Annotated in this window: 14 protein-coding genes and 1 pseudogene; 11 read left to right on the forward strand and 4 right to left on the reverse strand. The window is 48.8% G+C overall.

Features of this window, described 5'->3' with window-relative positions; all coding sequences use genetic code 11:
- Positions 1-121: 121 nt before the first annotated feature.
- Positions 122-1,181: pseudogene (locus NOM06_RS20240) on the reverse strand (IS5 family transposase).
- A gap of 403 nt (positions 1,182-1,584) precedes the next feature.
- On the opposite strand from NOM06_RS20240, the gene NOM06_RS20250 reads away from it, so the two are divergent.
- From NOM06_RS20250 to acs, 6 genes are all read left to right on the forward strand, one after another.
- Complete coding sequence (locus NOM06_RS20250; RefSeq protein WP_255912953.1) at positions 1,585-1,836, forward strand: hypothetical protein; 252 nt, start codon at positions 1,585-1,587, stop codon at positions 1,834-1,836.
- A gap of 41 nt (positions 1,837-1,877) precedes the next feature.
- Entirely contained in the window at positions 1,878-3,056 is a 1,179-nt protein-coding gene (locus NOM06_RS20255) for an acetyl-CoA C-acetyltransferase (protein WP_255912954.1), read from the forward strand.
- A 19-nt stretch (positions 3,057-3,075) separates the two neighbouring features.
- The gene (locus NOM06_RS20260) at positions 3,076-3,999 is read left to right on the forward strand and encodes a phosphate acyltransferase (protein WP_255912955.1); all 924 of its coding nucleotides are present in this window, start codon (positions 3,076-3,078) and stop codon (positions 3,997-3,999) included.
- Entirely contained in the window at positions 3,953-5,071 is a 1,119-nt protein-coding gene (gene buk, locus NOM06_RS20265; RefSeq protein ID WP_255912956.1) for a butyrate kinase, read from the forward strand. Before NOM06_RS20260 ends, buk begins: the two co-directional genes overlap by 47 nt.
- Positions 5,072-5,121: 50 nt before the next feature.
- Positions 5,122-5,883 carry an acetoacetate decarboxylase gene (locus tag NOM06_RS20270; protein ID WP_255912958.1) on the forward strand — a complete coding sequence of 254 codons (762 nt, stop codon included), beginning with the start codon at positions 5,122-5,124 and terminating at the stop codon, positions 5,881-5,883.
- Between the two features lie 99 nt (positions 5,884-5,982).
- On the forward strand, positions 5,983-7,917 hold the full coding sequence (gene acs, locus NOM06_RS20275) for an acetate--CoA ligase (RefSeq protein WP_255912959.1): 1,935 nt from the start codon (positions 5,983-5,985) through the stop codon (positions 7,915-7,917).
- Between the two features lie 287 nt (positions 7,918-8,204).
- Here acs and NOM06_RS20280 read toward each other — a convergent pair whose 3' ends face one another.
- A complete protein-coding gene (locus tag NOM06_RS20280) occupies positions 8,205-10,397 on the reverse strand; it encodes a hypothetical protein (protein ID WP_255912960.1) in 2,193 nt (730 codons plus the stop codon).
- A gap of 659 nt (positions 10,398-11,056) precedes the next feature.
- Here NOM06_RS20280 and NOM06_RS20285 point away from each other — a divergent pair.
- The 5 genes from NOM06_RS20285 (at position 11,057) to NOM06_RS20305 (ending at position 15,049) form a co-directional block, all read left to right on the forward strand.
- Entirely contained in the window at positions 11,057-11,413 is a 357-nt protein-coding gene (locus NOM06_RS20285; RefSeq protein ID WP_255912961.1) for a hypothetical protein, read from the forward strand.
- Between the two features lie 197 nt (positions 11,414-11,610).
- On the forward strand, positions 11,611-12,561 hold the full coding sequence (locus NOM06_RS20290) for an IS5 family transposase (protein ID WP_255912962.1): 951 nt from the start codon (positions 11,611-11,613) through the stop codon (positions 12,559-12,561).
- 14 nt (positions 12,562-12,575) lie between these two features.
- The gene (locus tag NOM06_RS20295; protein WP_255912963.1) at positions 12,576-13,616 is read left to right on the forward strand and encodes an IS110-like element ISAve1 family transposase; all 1,041 of its coding nucleotides are present in this window, start codon (positions 12,576-12,578) and stop codon (positions 13,614-13,616) included.
- 634 nt (positions 13,617-14,250) lie between these two features.
- Positions 14,251-14,523 (forward strand): hypothetical protein, encoded by a 273-nt coding sequence (locus NOM06_RS20300; RefSeq protein ID WP_255912964.1) that lies wholly within the window; start codon positions 14,251-14,253, stop codon positions 14,521-14,523.
- Positions 14,483-15,049, forward strand: a complete 567-nt coding sequence (locus tag NOM06_RS20305) for a reverse transcriptase domain-containing protein (protein ID WP_255912966.1) — start codon at positions 14,483-14,485, stop codon at positions 15,047-15,049. The genes NOM06_RS20300 and NOM06_RS20305 overlap by 41 nt, the downstream gene beginning before the upstream one ends.
- Before the next feature lie 37 nt (positions 15,050-15,086).
- Here NOM06_RS20305 and istB read toward each other — a convergent pair whose 3' ends face one another.
- Together istB and istA are read right to left on the reverse strand one after the other, a co-directional pair.
- Positions 15,087-15,842: an IS21-like element ISAs29 family helper ATPase IstB gene (gene istB / locus NOM06_RS20310; protein WP_255912968.1), complete on the reverse strand. Its 756-nt coding sequence runs from the start codon at positions 15,840-15,842 to the stop codon at positions 15,087-15,089.
- A gap of 14 nt (positions 15,843-15,856) precedes the next feature.
- On the reverse strand, positions 15,857-17,101 hold a 1,245-nt coding region (istA, locus tag NOM06_RS20315; RefSeq protein WP_255912969.1), incomplete at its 5' end, for an IS21 family transposase.

Genomic DNA, 17,101 nt, shown 5'->3' on the forward strand with positions numbered 1-17,101 from the left:
CTATGGCTGCAATCGATGACCTGAGTAAAGCCACCACAACATATTTCGCTTGGCAAACGGGGGCGACCATCTATGCCCAAATCAGCCAGCAAGTCATGACTTCCCCAGCCCCAGGTGAGCACTACACTTGGGGCTTTCCGACAGTTAGGCCAAGGGTATTCAGCTTGTTTATGGCGCTTACATACGCCATGACTTCTCCCACTTGGCCGTTGTAGTTACGCAGACTGATTTTTCCCGCCAGCAACTGCTTGAACCGATACACTGCCGTCTCTGCCAGCGAGCGCCGATGATATCCCGACATCTTCTTCCAGTGCCCCAGCCCTTCCTTGCGCATCACCAGCACCGCCTCATTTCTCGGATGTCCCTTTTCCCATAACCCCGCGTTCTTGCTCGGAGGGATACAGGCTGTCGACCCTTTGCGCGAGATTAGCCGATGGCTGGCTTTGCTGTCATAGGCGCCATCCGCATAAACACGTCCCAGCTTGCGCCGCAGTGGATTGAGCAAGGTGGGCAGTACCTCGGCATCATGGACATTTTCCAGCGAGACTACCACCGCCACGATATCTTGGGTCACCGGCTCTCCTGCCAGATGCAACTTACGCCCACTCGCCGCTATTCGGCGCCGTGCTTTCTGATGTTCCACTCGCCCTCACCAAACACCTTCAGCCCGGTTGAGTCGATAACCAAGTCGCTAGAGCTGTCGATAAGCGACCGTCACTGTGCGTGCTCGCGGGGGCGCAAAGCGGTACGTTCATCAACTCGAGTAGGGAATCGAGTAGTCCCTGAGTGCCCGCAGAGTGAGGTTGAAAATCCCCTTGAGCATCAGGAAGGTACAGGTGGTCTGGTCAGTGTTGCATATTCCGGCCGATCATGAATACCGATTCTGGTTCAACGTGAACACCATTTCCGGACCAATGTGAACGCTCATTCCGATTCAACCTGAACACTTTGCCCCTCCTTTCCGGAAACAGTGTTCAACATCCCGGAATCACTGTTCACATTCACCGGAATCATCCATATGCAAAGCTGGCTGCGGCCCCGCCGCCTCGCCGCCCATGATGGTCGTGGTGAAACCAGTTGCTCATGGCTTCGGCATCAACCCAGAAGATGAGTGAACCACGATTAATCAAAGACTTATTGTATTGAGGCCAGTTAGTGATGGAGTGAAGCGACGTGCCCATGATGCAGACTTAAAGAGGATGGTGGTGATCAGGTCACCGAGTCCTCAGTTAGTTCAATTCAAGCGGTATCGATTTGGGCATCAAATCCCCTCCTCCTCCTACGATTGAGCTTATTAGTCCTCATAAGTCTTTCAGCGGCACAGACAAAACCGCACTTATTCACTTAATCCTGAGCGATACCTGATTTCGCGAAAATCAGTTTGAAAACCATCCATTTCTAATGATGTCAATTCGTTCGGCATGTTTCGGTTATCGCGTTCGCTAAGAGCGATATTATTGAGGTGGGAAATAGTGTGAATTCACTGTTCAGATATCTTGAAGTTGACTTTTTGTCTTTTCAGATTTTTTCAGTGGCTTCAAGGGGGGCCATTTGGTCTGTTTAACAGCAGAGATGAACCGCGCAATGCGCAACTGTGAATGGCTTGATGAAGGAACACAAATCATGCTCGAAAACGCGAATGCTAAGGATTTTTTCACTAGACCCGTGAAGCTTAAACTAAACTCGGGGGCTTACATTTCAATTTCTCATTTACTTCCTGCTATTGAAATACTTCGCTCCCATGCCGGTATGGAGCTTGATGATGCATTAATAACCATAGGGTGCTCTCAAAGTCAGTCAGAATTAGTTAAAGATTATTATAGTTCTTTGATTTAATACGTAAAAAGATTTAATACGTAAAAGAATAGAGGTGTAATGTGCGTGATATTTATGTGATTGATGCAATGAGAACTGCAATAGGGGCCTTTCGTGGGAGTCTATCATCTATTCCTGCTGTCAAGTTGGGTGCAGATGTAATTAATGCAATGTTGCATTCCAAAAAAATCCCTTTTGATGTTGTAGATGAGGTGATTATTGGTCAAACTCTATCATCTGGGTGTGGTCAAAATCCAGCGAGGCAAACAGCGATTTTGTCTGGATTACCAGAGTCAGTATCGGCTCTCACTATTAATAAAGTTTGCGGCTCTGGACTGAAAGCCATCCAATTAGGCTATCAAGCTATTGCCTCTGGTGATGCTGATATTGTCATAGCCGGTGGCCAGGAAAATATGAGTTTAGCACCTCACTTATTACCAAGTTCTCGTAATGGCAAGAAAATGGGAGATTGGGGGCTCATTGATAGTATGATCCAAGATGGCCTATTGGATGCGTTCAATAATTACCATATGGGGATTACCGCAGAAAATATTGCTAAGGAATACAATATCAGTCGTGAAGAACAGGATATGTATGCTTATCAATCTCAATTCAAAGCATCAACTGCAATTGAACAGGGGGTGTTTACTAGTGAGATTGTACCTATAGATATTGGGACAAAAGAAGAGACGCTCTTTATAACTGATGAGTTTCCTCGTAGAGCAACATCGCTTTCAGATTTAGGGAAGTTGAAGCCTGCATTTTTAACTGACGGAACTGTTACACCAGGCAATTCATCAGGAGTTAATGATGGTGCCGCTATGGTCATTCTTGCTTCATATGAAGCAGTAAAGAAATATCATTTAGACCCAATGGCAAAGATTGTGGCATTTTCAAGTGCTGGGGTGTCGCCTGCCTTGATGGGGACAGGGCCTATTTATGCTTCCAAGAACGTCTTAGCTAAATCTGGATGGGATGTTAATTCATTGGACTTAATCGAGTCAAACGAAGCATTTGCAGCGCAAGCTATAGCTGTTAATCAAGAAATGAGTTGGGATCTCAACAAAGTGAATGTTAATGGCGGTGCTATATCGCTTGGTCATCCAATAGGCGCATCAGGAACAAGAATTTTCGTCACACTTCTCCATGAAATGAAACGGAGAGGGCTTAAAAAGGGGTTGGCAACCCTATGTATTGGGGGCGGCATGGGGATTGCGGCCACTGTTGAAATGGTTCAATAATTAAATATAGAGGTGCTTTATGTTACTAAGTTCATTGGATAGCTTTGTTGGTATTGCTAAAAATAAAGCGAAGCTTAAACTTTTGAAGATTGCAGTTGCCGCGGCTGAAGATGAGACAACACTATCTGCACTAAAATTATTGGTTGCACATAAGATTGCAGAGCCGATTCTCGTCGGGTGTCGTGCTAGAATAATATCACTTTCGGATAATATTGGTTTTGATATTTGCCGATACGAAATTATTGATGAACCGAATAAGGTTGAGGCATGTAAGAAGGCTGTATCTCTTGTTCGAAATGGTCATGCTGATGTGTTGACGCGTGGCTCTATAGGTACTCCGGAATACTTACGCCCAATATTAAATCGAGAGACCGGTCTTAAGAAGGAAAAAATAGTATCTCAAGCAGCCTTTGTTCAAATCGATTCCTATCATAAAGTATTTGCATATACAGACTCGGGGATAAATATAGCGCCAGACGTTAATGAAAAAGCTCAGATGATACAGCAGTGTGTTGAAGTATTTCATTCTTTAGGTGTATCTGAACCAAAGGTAGCTGTTATTGCGGCTACCGAAGGGGTCAAGACAGCAATGCCTTCAACTATTGACGCTGCACTTCTCACGCAGATGAATCGACGAGGTAGTATCCATGGCTGTATTGTTGATGGTCCTCTCTCTATAGATCTGGCTTTCAGCAAAGAGTCAGTGATGCATAAGGGAATTGTAACCGATGTCGGTGGTGATGTTGATATTGTATTATTGCCTGATATCAATGCAGCAAATGTTTTCTATAAAACGACGACATTTTTAGGGGGGGCCAAAGCAGCTAGCTTCATTATTGGAACGGTTGCGCCAGTTGATTTCCCATCTCGTTCTGACTCTGTAGAAACGAAGTTCTATGCCATGGTTTGTGCGCTTGCACAATGCAATATTGCTGAGGCATGAGATGAAGATATTAGCGATAAATCCCGGTGGGATGTCTACCAAAATTGCTGTGTACGAAGGTATGTGCCCTATATTTTCTGAGTCAATTTGTCATTCTGTAGATGATTTGTCTGTATTTGCGTCAATTGCAGACCAAAAAAAATACAGAAAGCAGCTGATTCTTGAGTCCTTGATAAAGCATAGAATTTCACTAAGTGAAATTGATGCTTTCGTAGGTCGTGGTGGAATGGTTCGTAACTTACCAAGTGGTGTATACCGTATAAATGATGCTTATTTACATGATGCTAGGATAGGTCTGAATGGACAGCATGCCTCAAATCTTGGTGGTATTCTGGCATATGAAATGGCTAAAGAGGGGAACGTTAAAAATGATGCATATATCGTCGATCCCGTTGTAGTTGATGAATATGATGATGTCGCCAAATTTTCCGGAATGGTTGATATTAGCCGGGTAAGAAGCTTTCATGCCCTCAATCAGAAAGCTGTCGCACGGCGATATGCTCGAGAGGTCGGTCGCGACTATAATGATCTTAAATTGATTGTTGCTCATTTAGGTAGTGGTGTTAGTGTTGGTGCTCATAAAAATGGGCGAGTTATTGATGTTAATTCCGCTCTTGGTGGCGATGGGCCAATGAGTCCTGAACGTGCAGGAGGAGTACCTCCATTAGCGCTAATTGATATCTGTTTTAGTGGAAAATTCACGTATCAACAAATATATAAAATGCTAATTGGTGAAGGGGGGGTATACAGTTACCTGGGAACCAAAGATATGCAGAGAGTTGAACTGATGGTCAGGCAAGGGGATATGCACGCACGTTCCATAATGGAAGGGATGGCTTATCAAGTTGCAAAGGAAATTAGCTCGCTATCTGCTGCTCTCTATGGCGAAGTTGATGCTGTTATTATTACAGGAAGCATTGCTAACAGCGCATTAATCACTGACTGGATTAGTAGTCGTGTAAGATCTATCAGTAAAAATTTAATTGTTTATCCAGGAGAGGATGAAATGAAGGCTCTTGCTGAGGGGGTTTTTGATGCTCTTCATGGTCGTAGAGCAGTATTGGAATACTAATTAATGATTGTTGCTGCGTATTGAATACGCAGCTCTATTAAGGTGATATTATGTCATGTAGTCATTCAAATATATATGAAAGAAATGGCCGAATTCCATTTGGCATGCCAGTAAGGCAAGGTAATCCTGCTTATACTGAGGCTCCTAATAAATTTTTTGGACGGGAATACTTTATTATTACATATGAAACATGCCCGGATGCTATCCAAAAATGCCTTCCTCCGGGGCTAAAAGCCCCAGAGCCGATTGTGAAATATGAGTTTATGAGAATGCCAAATACTAGTGGTTTTGGTAGCTTTCATGAATCAGGCCAAGTCATTCCAGTAATATATGATGGGGGGCCAGGTAATTATGTACATTCTATGTTTCTTGATTGTCATCCCCCTATTGCTGGAGGAAGAGAAATTTGGGGGTTTCCCAAGAAATTAGCAGCTCCAAAAATTGAGTATGATGGTGATACATTGCTTGGAACACTTGATTATGGGAATGTACGAGTTGCAACAGGTACAATGGGTCTAAAGTTTAATCAGATTGATACTAGAACCATAGTGACAAGTCTTAGTGAACCAAATTTTTTGGTTAAATCTATTCCTGGTGTTGATGGCAGACCAGCTATATGTCAGCTAGTCCGTTACTATATGACCAACATTAGCGTTGACTGGGCATTTGATGGCCCCGTTGCTCTTGATATTTTTTCTCATGCAATGGCACCTGTTAATGAACTGCCCATAAAAAAAATACTTGGTGGTATTCATTTTGTCGCTAACCTAACCTTGCCATACGGTGATGTTTTGATTGACTATCTTGAATAGTAACGGTTAGGAATTTAATTCAATCAGTTTTCAATTTAGTTTACTGATTTATTTAAGGGTTTTTATTTGATGGCAATGTTGTCGCGATAGGAGTGCTCGATGAGTGATAATAAAATTTACTTTGTAAAGCCCTATATAAGAAATCGAGCTCTGCTCGACAAGGGCGACTACGCCGCCATGTATCAGGCTTCCGTCGAGGATCCGGACACCTTCTGGGGAGAGCAGGGAAAAATTCTCGACTGGATGAAACCCTATACCAAGGTCAAGAACACCTCCTACGATCCGGGCCATGTCTCCATCAAATGGTTTGAAGATGGCCAGCTCAACGTCTCGGCCAACTGTCTCGATCGCCATCTCGCCGAACGGGGTGACAAGGTCGCCATCATCTGGGAAGGGGACAACCCCGCCGAAGATTGCAAACTCACCTACCGCGAACTGCACAGCGAAGTGTGCAAGTTTGCCAACGTCTTGAAAGCCGAAGGGGTTCACCGTGGCGACGTGGTCTGCCTCTATATGCCCATGGTGCCCGAAGCCGCCATCGCCATGCTGGCCTGTACCCGCATCGGCGCGGTACACAGCATCGTCTTCGGCGGCTTCTCGCCGGAAGCGCTGGCTGGCCGCATCATCGACTCAGGCTCGCGCATCGTGATCACCGCCGACGAGGGACTGCGTGGCGGCCGTCCGGTGCCACTCAAGAAGAATGTGGATGAAGCGCTCACCAACCCGGATACCCAGGTCAACAAGGTGATCGTGCTCAAGCGCACCGGCGGCAATGTCGCCTGGCACAACCACCGCGACATCTGGTGGCATGAAGCGACCGCATCTGTCAGCAGTGACTGCCCGCCGGAGGCGATGAACGCCGAAGATCCGCTCTTTATCCTCTATACCTCCGGCTCAACCGGCAAACCCAAGGGGGTGCTGCACACCACCGGCGGTTATCTGGTCTATGCCACCCTCACCTTCAAATATGTGTTCGACTACCACGAAGAGGACATCTACTGGTGTACCGCCGATGTGGGCTGGGTCACCGGTCACTCCTATCTGGTCTACGGGCCGCTTGCCAATGGTGCCACCACCATCATGTTCGAAGGGGTGCCCAACTACCCGGCCACCAACCGCATGAGTCAGGTGGTGGATAAGCACCAGGTCACCATTCTCTATACCGCCCCCACCGCCATCCGCGCCCTGATGGCCAAAGGCAACGAAGCGGTCACCGGCACCTCGCGCCAGAGCCTGCGCATCATGGGCTCGGTGGGTGAACCCATCAACCCGGAAGCTTGGGAATGGTACTACCGCACCATTGGCGACGAGCGCTGCCCCATTGTCGATACCTGGTGGCAGACCGAGACCGGCGGCATCCTGATTACGCCGCTGCCCGGCGTCACCGACCTGAAACCGGGCTCGGCGACTCGTCCCTTCTTCGGGGTGCAACCGGCGCTGGTCGACAACATGGGCGAGCCGCTGGAGGGGGCCACCGAGGGCAATCTGGTGATCACCGACTCCTGGCCAGGCCAGATGCGCACCGTATTCGGCGATCACGAGCGCTTCGAGCAGACCTACTTCTCCACCTTCCCGGGCCGCTACTTCACCGGCGACGGTGCCCGTCGCGACGAGGACGGCTACTACTGGATCACCGGTCGGGTGGATGATGTACTGAACGTCTCAGGCCACCGCATGGGTACCGCCGAAATCGAATCGGCGCTGGTGGCCCATCCCAAGATCGCTGAAGCGGCAGTGGTGGGGGTGCCGCATGACATTAAGGGACAATGCATTCATGCGTATGTATCACTTTACCCAGGAGTAAAGCCAACCGAGGTATTGTATAAGGAGATAAAAGAATGGGTACGTAAAAATATCAGTGCAATCGCTACGCCGGATGTTATTCATTGGGCGGAGGAGTTACCAAAGACTCGTTCTGGTAAAATCATGCGTCGAATTCTTCGTAAAATTTCAATTGGCGACATTGAGCATCTTGGCGATATTTCAACATTGGCTGAACCTTGTGCAATTAGCAAGATACTTAAAAGTATGTAGTGTTTATTTTTTTCAATTATGCCTTATAAATATATTGACTTGCATTGGTAAATAAATGTGTGGTGGCTCCTATATTTTTTATGAATAATTTAGGTTGGTTTAAGAGGCATTTTAGTGGCTAGTGGTGTTGTTGCCCATATCAGCTGTAAGAACCCCTACAGTATGTTCAAGAAGGTTCTGAAATTGATACCGAAGGAAGTGCGCACTATAGCAGCGTAAACAAGACACCGGTTTGATGCCGGTGTCAGGTGATAAGTAGAACTGAATCAGTATTCTCTACTGCTTTTTTACAACGCAAATGAGAAGTCCAGCGTTTCATTGTCAGATACTCTGCGCATCGCTTTAGCTCTATCCTTATCACCGTAGGTCTTAATTATTTGCTCTACGTCATCATTGAGTTTCGCTGCTGCACCAATAAAATCTCCAGGATGCTCTTCGAGATGCGTTTCTGCAACAAGGTGTCTCAATGCATGAATGTTGATACCATGTTGTTTATCATGAGGCATCGTCATCAGATAGGCCTGATATGTCAGTGATTTGAAATTATCTGACAGTTTTGATGATACTTCTATATATTTACTTCTTATTTTAAGGTTTTCCTCGTTGTTGACTTGGCTTTGTCGAATGCTACGCCAAGGGAAAAAGATATCAATATCGTCAATTGACTCAACGCCCGCAAAGGTCATGAGATCAAACTCAATATAGCTGCGCCTTATGTTCAAATACTCTTTGATCAGCGGGGTAAGCTGTTCTGGTAACTCAACATCAACATCCACGCTATTTTTTGCATTTGCGTTTTTAAGATATCTGTATTTTGTGTTATCCTCACTAACCATCGATGACCCAAAACATGGGATATATAGTTGGAATCGGTTACGCTGACGATGATATGTTATACTTGCATAGTTTTTGTTCTGTGATGTCGCATTAGGGTAAAATTTCAATTCAGTCCAGTTTGCGCTGCGTGGAGATTGATAAAAACTGATGGTCTGTATCAGTCCAGCTCTAAAATACTGCAACGCACGGCCAATCTGAGATGCTGCACTTTTTCTATGCGCCAGCTCTAGTTTTTTATCGTCTGTGTTGTTCGAAAGTAAATTTTTTTGCTCAGCATTGGTCTTGTATACTTTTGCTTTATCGAATAACCACTGGCTGGCCCTATAAACCGCATTTCGGCGATCTGATGCAGGTATGTTGAGTAAGAATTGAATGTTCAGTTTCCCTTTCTTCCCCGCTTGGCCGCGACTGTCGATGCCTTTCTCTGCCATCTTAAACCAATTAGGATATTCCTCGATAATAAAATCTAGGTCTTTAAAAAACTCCTCGATTGTTCTGCTACCACGATCGGCACAAAACCTGAGGTAGCCCTTAGACTCCGATCCTCGTTTTACAAAATTTAGCATTCTAGAGAATTGGCTTGTACCCGTTTGCAGTCCTTCCGAATATTCAGCCATAGCCTGCATAATCTCAGGTATTGTCAAGTGATAACTGCTAACAGACATGTAATCAATAGCTAATTCAGTATGACAAAAATGTTGAAATGACAGTAGCTGACTTTTAAATGCTATAGCAGAGCCGCATTCGCCCTTCGCGTTGATTGTCCATTCATTGTTTCTTCTGTTTTTTTCATTGACTTTTGCTCGTATCTCATAGCGTCGATCTGACCTAAGCTCGTCAGAAATGTTTATTATCGATGGTTGTTTTTTATTTATTTTATATTCACAATACTCATCATAAACCTTCTGTAGATTTGGATTCAGTGACGAGCTAATGAATGTGCTGCGATTGATAGCAGATAGATCAAGATCTGACCGATTTTTTCCTCTGCGTTGATGGTCAACTTTTCTATGAATTTTATCTAACAACAAGTTTCTTGGTAAATTCAAATAACTTTCAATGAAATTGATGCGAACATCAGGTACTCGCTCGGCAGGGTGTGATGTACCCATCATATAATCGCGCAAAACTTTTGTTGCGCTGCCAATCGCTTGTGGGCTATTTTTCAGAATTGGCCATGCCTCTGGGCAGTTAGATAATGACGCATTGATAATTTCACGTGCTACTTCTCTGTATGTAATGAAGCTTTTCTTAATATTATTCTGCGTCTTAGGAGTGACCTCATCGAGCCAGAGATGCTCACCGTATTTCCTCTGAACTGCTGCTGCCAGAGCCTCACAAAAAGTCATTTTGCTGAAATCTATGTTGTTTATTTGAGCGTAGAGCTCTGCCAACCGACGCACTCGTGTCAGTGGGCCTCGCCTATCACTCCTGGTCTGACGTGCCAAGGTCATTTTCAGCTTTTCTATTGTTTCACTGCGATTTTCTAACAGTGCAGTTTCCAGCTCATCCTCGGACTGCACAATTGATGTTTTCAGTAACATGTTGAGTGCTGTCTGATGATGTCTATAACGCGAGCTTTCACTCTTGTCGCTACTCTCGATGCCCTGAATGATCCGTTCTCTCAACTGCTTAATACTCATAATTGCCACTCCATAAAAATACAACAACCAGCCTTTTTGTTCATTATAGTGCTGGAAATCGCAATGGCCACACCAAAACGAAAATTACCATAAAGCAGAGTTTGACTTATTTGAAAACACATATATATCAACATCCTATTTCGTTTGGAGCGAGATTCTACGAGGGGTTTTATGATTTTAAAAATTGGCAATGAAGCAAAGATTGATTAGGTTACAATCAGCATTAAACAACCACACATGAAGTTTACAACGGTGATGAATAATCAATTAAAATTAGATGCTTAGCTATCTTCTTTAATTCCTGAGTTGGAAATACCGAAGTGGTCCTTCCGCAAATTGTTGTAATTGTGGTGCAGGAGATGTCGTTGGAAGGATATTTTGTTGTAAAAATAAAAGAATAATAAAAACATATAGTTAGATAAAAAGATGTCAACAAATCATATGATTATAAGTTGTTGATTTGCATGTTGCTTTCTATTTTTACAACAAAGTCTCTTGGATTATAGAGAATCACAACACCTGCTTGCTTGAACCCTCTTTATACCAAGCAAAAAGTGGGCTGTCTGCCTGCGTTGTAAATGGTAAAACTAAGATGTACTGCACCATGTCTTTTACCTATATTGTGTCTGACATGAAAATATGTGACCTAGGAAGCAAAATTGGTCAACCACCGTTACGTGCTGCGCCGCAGTGCTATCTATTTCAGCCAGGATTGTGATGGCAGGGCGTTCCCCACGCTGTACTTGGGGCGGAGTAGAAATGAGAGCTACGGGGTTGTGCATATGATCAAAATGTCTGTTTCTGAATTTTCAGAAATATTAGTCAGTCCAGATTGGTCGCACATTCAGAGCTGGCTAACTACGAGTCAGAAAACATTTACTGATGATGTGGATATGGTGTGGGATGGCAGATTGGATGATGCTAGACGAAGTGGTTATGCGACTCATAACGGTCGAGCTAAATTAATTTCAATGCTCGATAACCTGAGCATTACCTGTGCAGTCGAGTTCGAGTAAATAGCTGTTCCGAATAGTAGATCACTGGAGGAAGGGAACTCAGTCCAGTTTGTGCGATCTCATTAGTCGCCAAACAAAACAAGCCACACCCAAAGGACTGAGTTGATGCGGCGTTGTTTCCCAAATCGATGCAGCTTGAATGGAACTAACTGAGGACTTGGTGATCTGATCACCACCATCCCCTTCAAGTCTGCATCATGGGCACGTCGCTTCACCCCATCACCAACTGGCCTAAATACAACAAGTCCTTGATTAACCGTGGTTCACTCACCTTCTGGGTTGATGCCGAGGCCATGAACAACTGGTTTCACCACGACCATCATGGGCGACGGGGACACAGCCAGCTTTACACTGACCAGACCATCTGTACCTTCCTGATGCTCAAGGGGATTTTCAATCTCACTCTGCGGGCCACTCAGGGACTACTCGACTCCCTGTTCGAGTTGATGAACTTACCGCTTTGTGCCCCCGATTACAGCTGCGTCAGCAAGCGAGCACGCACAGTGACGGTCGCTTATCGACAGCCCCCAAAGAGACGCATTACCGACTTGGTTATCGACTCAACCGGGCTGAAGGTGTTTGGTGAAGGCGAGTGGAAGGTCAGAAAACACGGCGCAGAGAAACGGCGAATCTGGCGCAAGTTGCATCTGACGGTAGACCCGGTGACCCACGATATCGTGGCGGCGGAAGTCTCACTGGAAAATGTCCATGATGCAGAGGTGCTGCCGACCTTGCTCAATCCACTGCGGCGTAAGCTGGGACGTGTTTATGCGGATGGCGCCTATGACAGCAAAGCCAGCCATCAGCTGATAGTGCGCAAAGGGGCGACAGCCTGTATCCCGCCTCGCAAAAGCGCGGGGTTATGGGAAAAGGGACATCCGAGAAATGAGGCGGTGCTGGTGATGCGCAAGGAGGGGCTAGCGCACTGGAAGAAGATATCGGGATATCATCGGCGCTCGCTGGCAGAGACGGCAATGTATCGGTTCAAGCAGTTGATGGCGGGGAAAATCAGTCTGGGTAACTACAATGGCCAAGTGGGGGAAGTCATGGCGTATGTCAGTGCCATAAACAAACTAATGGAATGGTCGCCCCTCCCCAAAACAGCATCTAACGTGCCAAAGTGGCGAATGAAACTTTCCACTGATTGAGAGAGGCGACCGTGATGAACATTACAACGATTGGTATCGATCTGGCAAAATCCTGCATCCAAGTCCATTGCGTCGATGTGCACGGCAAGCGGATCCTCAACAAGAAACTCAAACGCGAGCAGGTGGTGCCGTTCTTCAGCAACCGACCCGCCTGTCGGATTGGCATGGAGGCCTGCGGCAGCGCCCACTTCTGGGCTAACAAACTTCAGGCGCTGGGGCATACCGTCAAGCTGATGGCACCGCAGTTCGTCAAACCTTACGTCAAAACCAACAAGAACGATGCGGCCGATGCCGAAGCCATTTGCGAGGCGGTGAGCCGCCCGAACATGCGCTTCGTGCCGATTAAAAACAGCGAACAACTGGCCGTCCTGGCAATGCATCGGGCCCGCCAGGGATTCGTCAAGGCGAGGACCGCGCAGGCAAACCAACTCCGGGGACTGCTAGCGGAGCACGGTATTATCATCCCCAAGGGCATTCGCCACATCAATCAGCACCTGCCTGACATTCTGGAGGCGGGGGATAATGGCTTGCCAGGGCGGTTTCGTCAGTTACTCGACCGCTTGAGCGCACACTTCAAGGAGCTCGATAAGCAGGTGAGGGAATTGGACGTTCAGCTCCAAAGTTGGCATCAGGACAGTCCGGCCAGCCAGAAACTGGCGAAGATACCGGGCATCGGTCCACTCACCGCCAGCGCGCTGGTTGCTACCATCGGCGATGCCAAACAGTTTCAGAACGGCCGGCAGTTGGCAGCCTGGCTGGGGTTGGTGCCCAGGCAACACTCCAGCGGCGGCAAGCCAACACTGCTGGGGATCAGCAAGCGCGGCGATACTTATCTGCGCACCCTACTCATCCATGGCGCTCGCGCCGTGCTGCGGGTGGTGAAGAGCAAGGCACAACACGCAGGTAGTTGGCTGGAGGGGGTCATGACGCGGCGCAATCATAATGTGGCGGCGGTAGCACAGGCCAACAAGACGGCCCGCATCGTCTGGGCTCTACTAGCCAATGATCGAGAATTTGATGCGCGATACGGCACAGGCACAATCCTAGCGGCGTAATGACAAGAGAATAGCAGAGGCAGAAAAAGAACCACCGATTGCACAGGCAGTACGTCAGGCCAAGCTGGCGTTGAATAGAAGGGGCAGGTCCCTCCAGGGTAAGAGTTAGCCACTCGCCCAGTCCCCGAGCTATGCGCCGTGTCCGGTAACGGCCAAGGTGAAGTGTTAGTAGGGGTATCTGTAGGCTAGGTATTGAGCCACGTTATCAATGGTTAGGAGGCGGTGATGTTGTTGTCTGAAACAGAAACCAATAACTGCATGAGCGTCAATGGCGAGCTCACCGCAGTGCCTCCCGGGGTCTGAGACCCTATGCATGCAGAGAAATTCAACGTACGGAACCTGAGAGATCCTGCTCGGGCCTTTCAACAGAAAGGAACCTGTCTAGCAAGCCCACAAGGTGAGCGACAGGGATGAACAGGAAGTCGGATGGACTCGTAGTACCGGGGAAGCAGGCGAACAACGCCTCGATAGAGGTGGCGGAGTCAGTGGAGGGAAGGGGTCCAACCAAGAGCAACAGCCAACAATGCGCCCCCGGCCAGACACAGCGCTGGAGAACTGGGCTGTCACGCCTGTGGCTGTACGTCAACTCGCACAGAGGAACAAGAAGCAAACATTCAATAACCTGTTCTCCCTGATGGATGAAGCGCTGCTGACCACGAGCTTCTACCAACTCAAGCGCCAGTCGGCAGCCGGGTGTGATGGGGTGACATGGCAAGCCTATCAACAGGCGCTGACATGGAACATCAATACGCTGGTGCACAAACTGCGCGAGGGAAGGTATCGTCCCAAGCCGGCAAGGCGGGTCTTCATTCCGAAGGAAGATGGCTCGCAACGTCCCCTCAGTATCATCTGTCTGGAAGACAAGAGTGCAACAAGCTGTGGTCACTATCCTCAACCAGATCTATGAAACGGACTTTCTTGGCTTCTCCTATGGCTTCCGCCCGGGGCGAGGGCAGCATGATGCCCTCGATGCCCTGACGGCTGCGATCAAGCGCAATCGAGTCAACTGGGTGCTCGACCTGGACCTCAGCAAGTTCTTTGACACCATCGAACATGACTGGATGTTGAGGTTTGTAGCTCACCGTGTAGCCGATAAGCGGGTGCTCCGACTGCTGACCCAATGGCTGAAGGTTGGCGTATTGGATGAGCATGGGCATAGGGTGAAATCCCACATTGGATCGCCGCAAGGTGCCGTAATCTCGCCCCTGCTGGCCAATATTTACCTCCACTATGCATTTGATTTATGGAGTAATAAATATCGTAAGGCATGTCGAGGTCGCGTAAGCGTCGCGTGCTATGCAGACGACGTGGTGTTGGGATTCGAACGAAAGGAAGAGGCGGAGCAATTCCTGGTAGCCGCAGCAGAGCGAATGCAACGATTTGGGCTGCGTGCGTATTCCGGCGAAGTTGAACAGCCATTCCGGCCAACGTGAACACCTAGATCCTTAACGCGCTCACGTCATCCCGTTTCTAACTCGACTGTTCAGATTGGGTCAACTCACTTCTCCTCTTTCTCATCGATTCTCCCTTCAGTGACAGCCGGTGAGCGTTGTGCATCAGCCGGTCCAGGATCGCATCTGCCAGGGTGTTGTCACCCAAGCTCGCGTACCACTCTTCCGTTGGCAGCTGACTGACCACGACCGTCGAGTATTTTCCGTACCGATCATCCATGATCTCCAGCAGGGCGTTGCGCTGCTCGGCATTCACCGCTTCTAGTCCCCAGTCATCCAGGATCAGCAGCTCTATCCTTGCCAGTTGCCCCAGCAGTCTGGCGTAACTGCCATCTACCTTGGCCTGGCTCAGCTCAAGTAGTAGACGCGGCAGCCGGTAGTAACGAGTGCTATGCCCCTGCTGACAGGCTTGGTAGCCCAGTGCACATGCCAGGTAGGTCTTTCCGCAGCCACAGGGGCCGGTAATGAGCAGGTTCTGGCCCCGGCGCAGCCACTCTCCTTGGGCCAGGTTTGCCACCTGTGACCGCTCCAGGCTGCGTGCTGACTGGTAGTCCACCTCTTGCACCGTGGCCTGGAGTTTGAGCCTCGCCTGCTTGACCAGCCGAGCTTGTTTACGCTGCTCCCGGCTCAGTTGTTCGTGTTCGACCAGCAGGCTTAGCCGCTCGATGAAGGGCAGCCCTTCGTAGGTACTTGCCTGTTCCAGTTGTTGTTGCACGGCATCCGCCATGCCGGTCAGTTTCAGGTGTCTCAGGCGGGTCAGCGTTTGTTGGGTCATGGGACGTATCCTCTTCAGTGGAAGCTCTGGGGGCCGCGGATGTTCTCGTGCTCTTGCGGTAGTTCTGGATAACTGAGCGGACTTGCGGGCAGTTGGTCGCGGCCACTGGTCAGCACCGACTTGAGCTGCTTGAGCCGCACCAGTCCTTCCCGGTTGGCCAGCTGGCAACAGGCTTCGACCCGTGATGGCGGATACTCCCGGCTAAGACTCAGCAGCCCCAGGCAGAGTCGGTATGCCTGCTCGGTATGGGCTTTCTCTGCCAGCCGTTCGCTAACCCAGCACAAGGTGCCCGGTCCGATGTCGGCAGCCCACTGCTTAAGACGCCCTGGCGTCCAGCGTTGCTGCTTGCTGTGACGTTCCGGCATGTGCTCAGGGAGTGTGCTCATCCCCGGGATGGTTTTACGCGGATGGCTCGCGACCAGCTGTTGCTGGTGATAGGCCTGAAGCAGGGTATCGCCCACATGGAGTTCCAGTTGCTGACCCACATACTGGTGCGGCACCGAGTAATGGTGCTGCTCATAGCTGACGTGATAGTCGATGTTGACCTTGACCGTTTTGATGGCGACATAGCGATAGGGATGCACCGGTAGTGACCCCAGTGCCGGGCGGTCCAACTGCTCAAACGCCTCGCGTCGGTTACCGGGCAGCTGCTTGAACGGGCGCTCGTTGAGTTCGTTCAGCAAGGCACGGATGCACTGGTTGAGCTCGGCAAGCGAGAAGAAGGTCTGATGGCGCAGGCGGGCCAAGATCCAGCGCTCGACGAGCTGCACTCCCACCTCAGCCTTGGCTTTGTCCTTGGGCTTGTAAGGGCGCGCTGGCATCACCGCCACCTGATAGTGCTCGGCCAGCTGCTGGTAGCTGGGGTTGAGCTCGGGATCGTATCGGCAAGCCTTGCTGACACCGCTCTTAAGGTTGTCGGGGATCAGTAGTGCCGGGGTACCGCCGAAAAATTCAAAGGCACGGACATGGCTTTGCAGCCAGTCCGGCAGTGACTGGGACCAGGTGGCCTCGGCAAAGGTGTAGTTGGACGCACCAAGCACGGCGACAAAGATCTGGGCCTGACGGATCTCACCCGTAGTCGGCGACACGATGGGCACCGTGGGCCCGCAGTAGTCGATAAAGAGTTTTTCCCCCGCCTTATGGATCTGGCGCATGGAGCGCTTTTGCAACTGACACCAGGACTTGTAACGGTCGCAGAACTGGGAGTAGCTGTAACAGCTGTTGGGATAGCGCTGGGTGTACTCCTCCCAGAGCAGTTG

Origin of the sequence: Aeromonas sp. JL9 (genome assembly GCF_024436075.1) — a bacterium.
Classification (GTDB): domain Bacteria; phylum Pseudomonadota; class Gammaproteobacteria; order Enterobacterales; family Aeromonadaceae; genus Aeromonas; species Aeromonas veronii.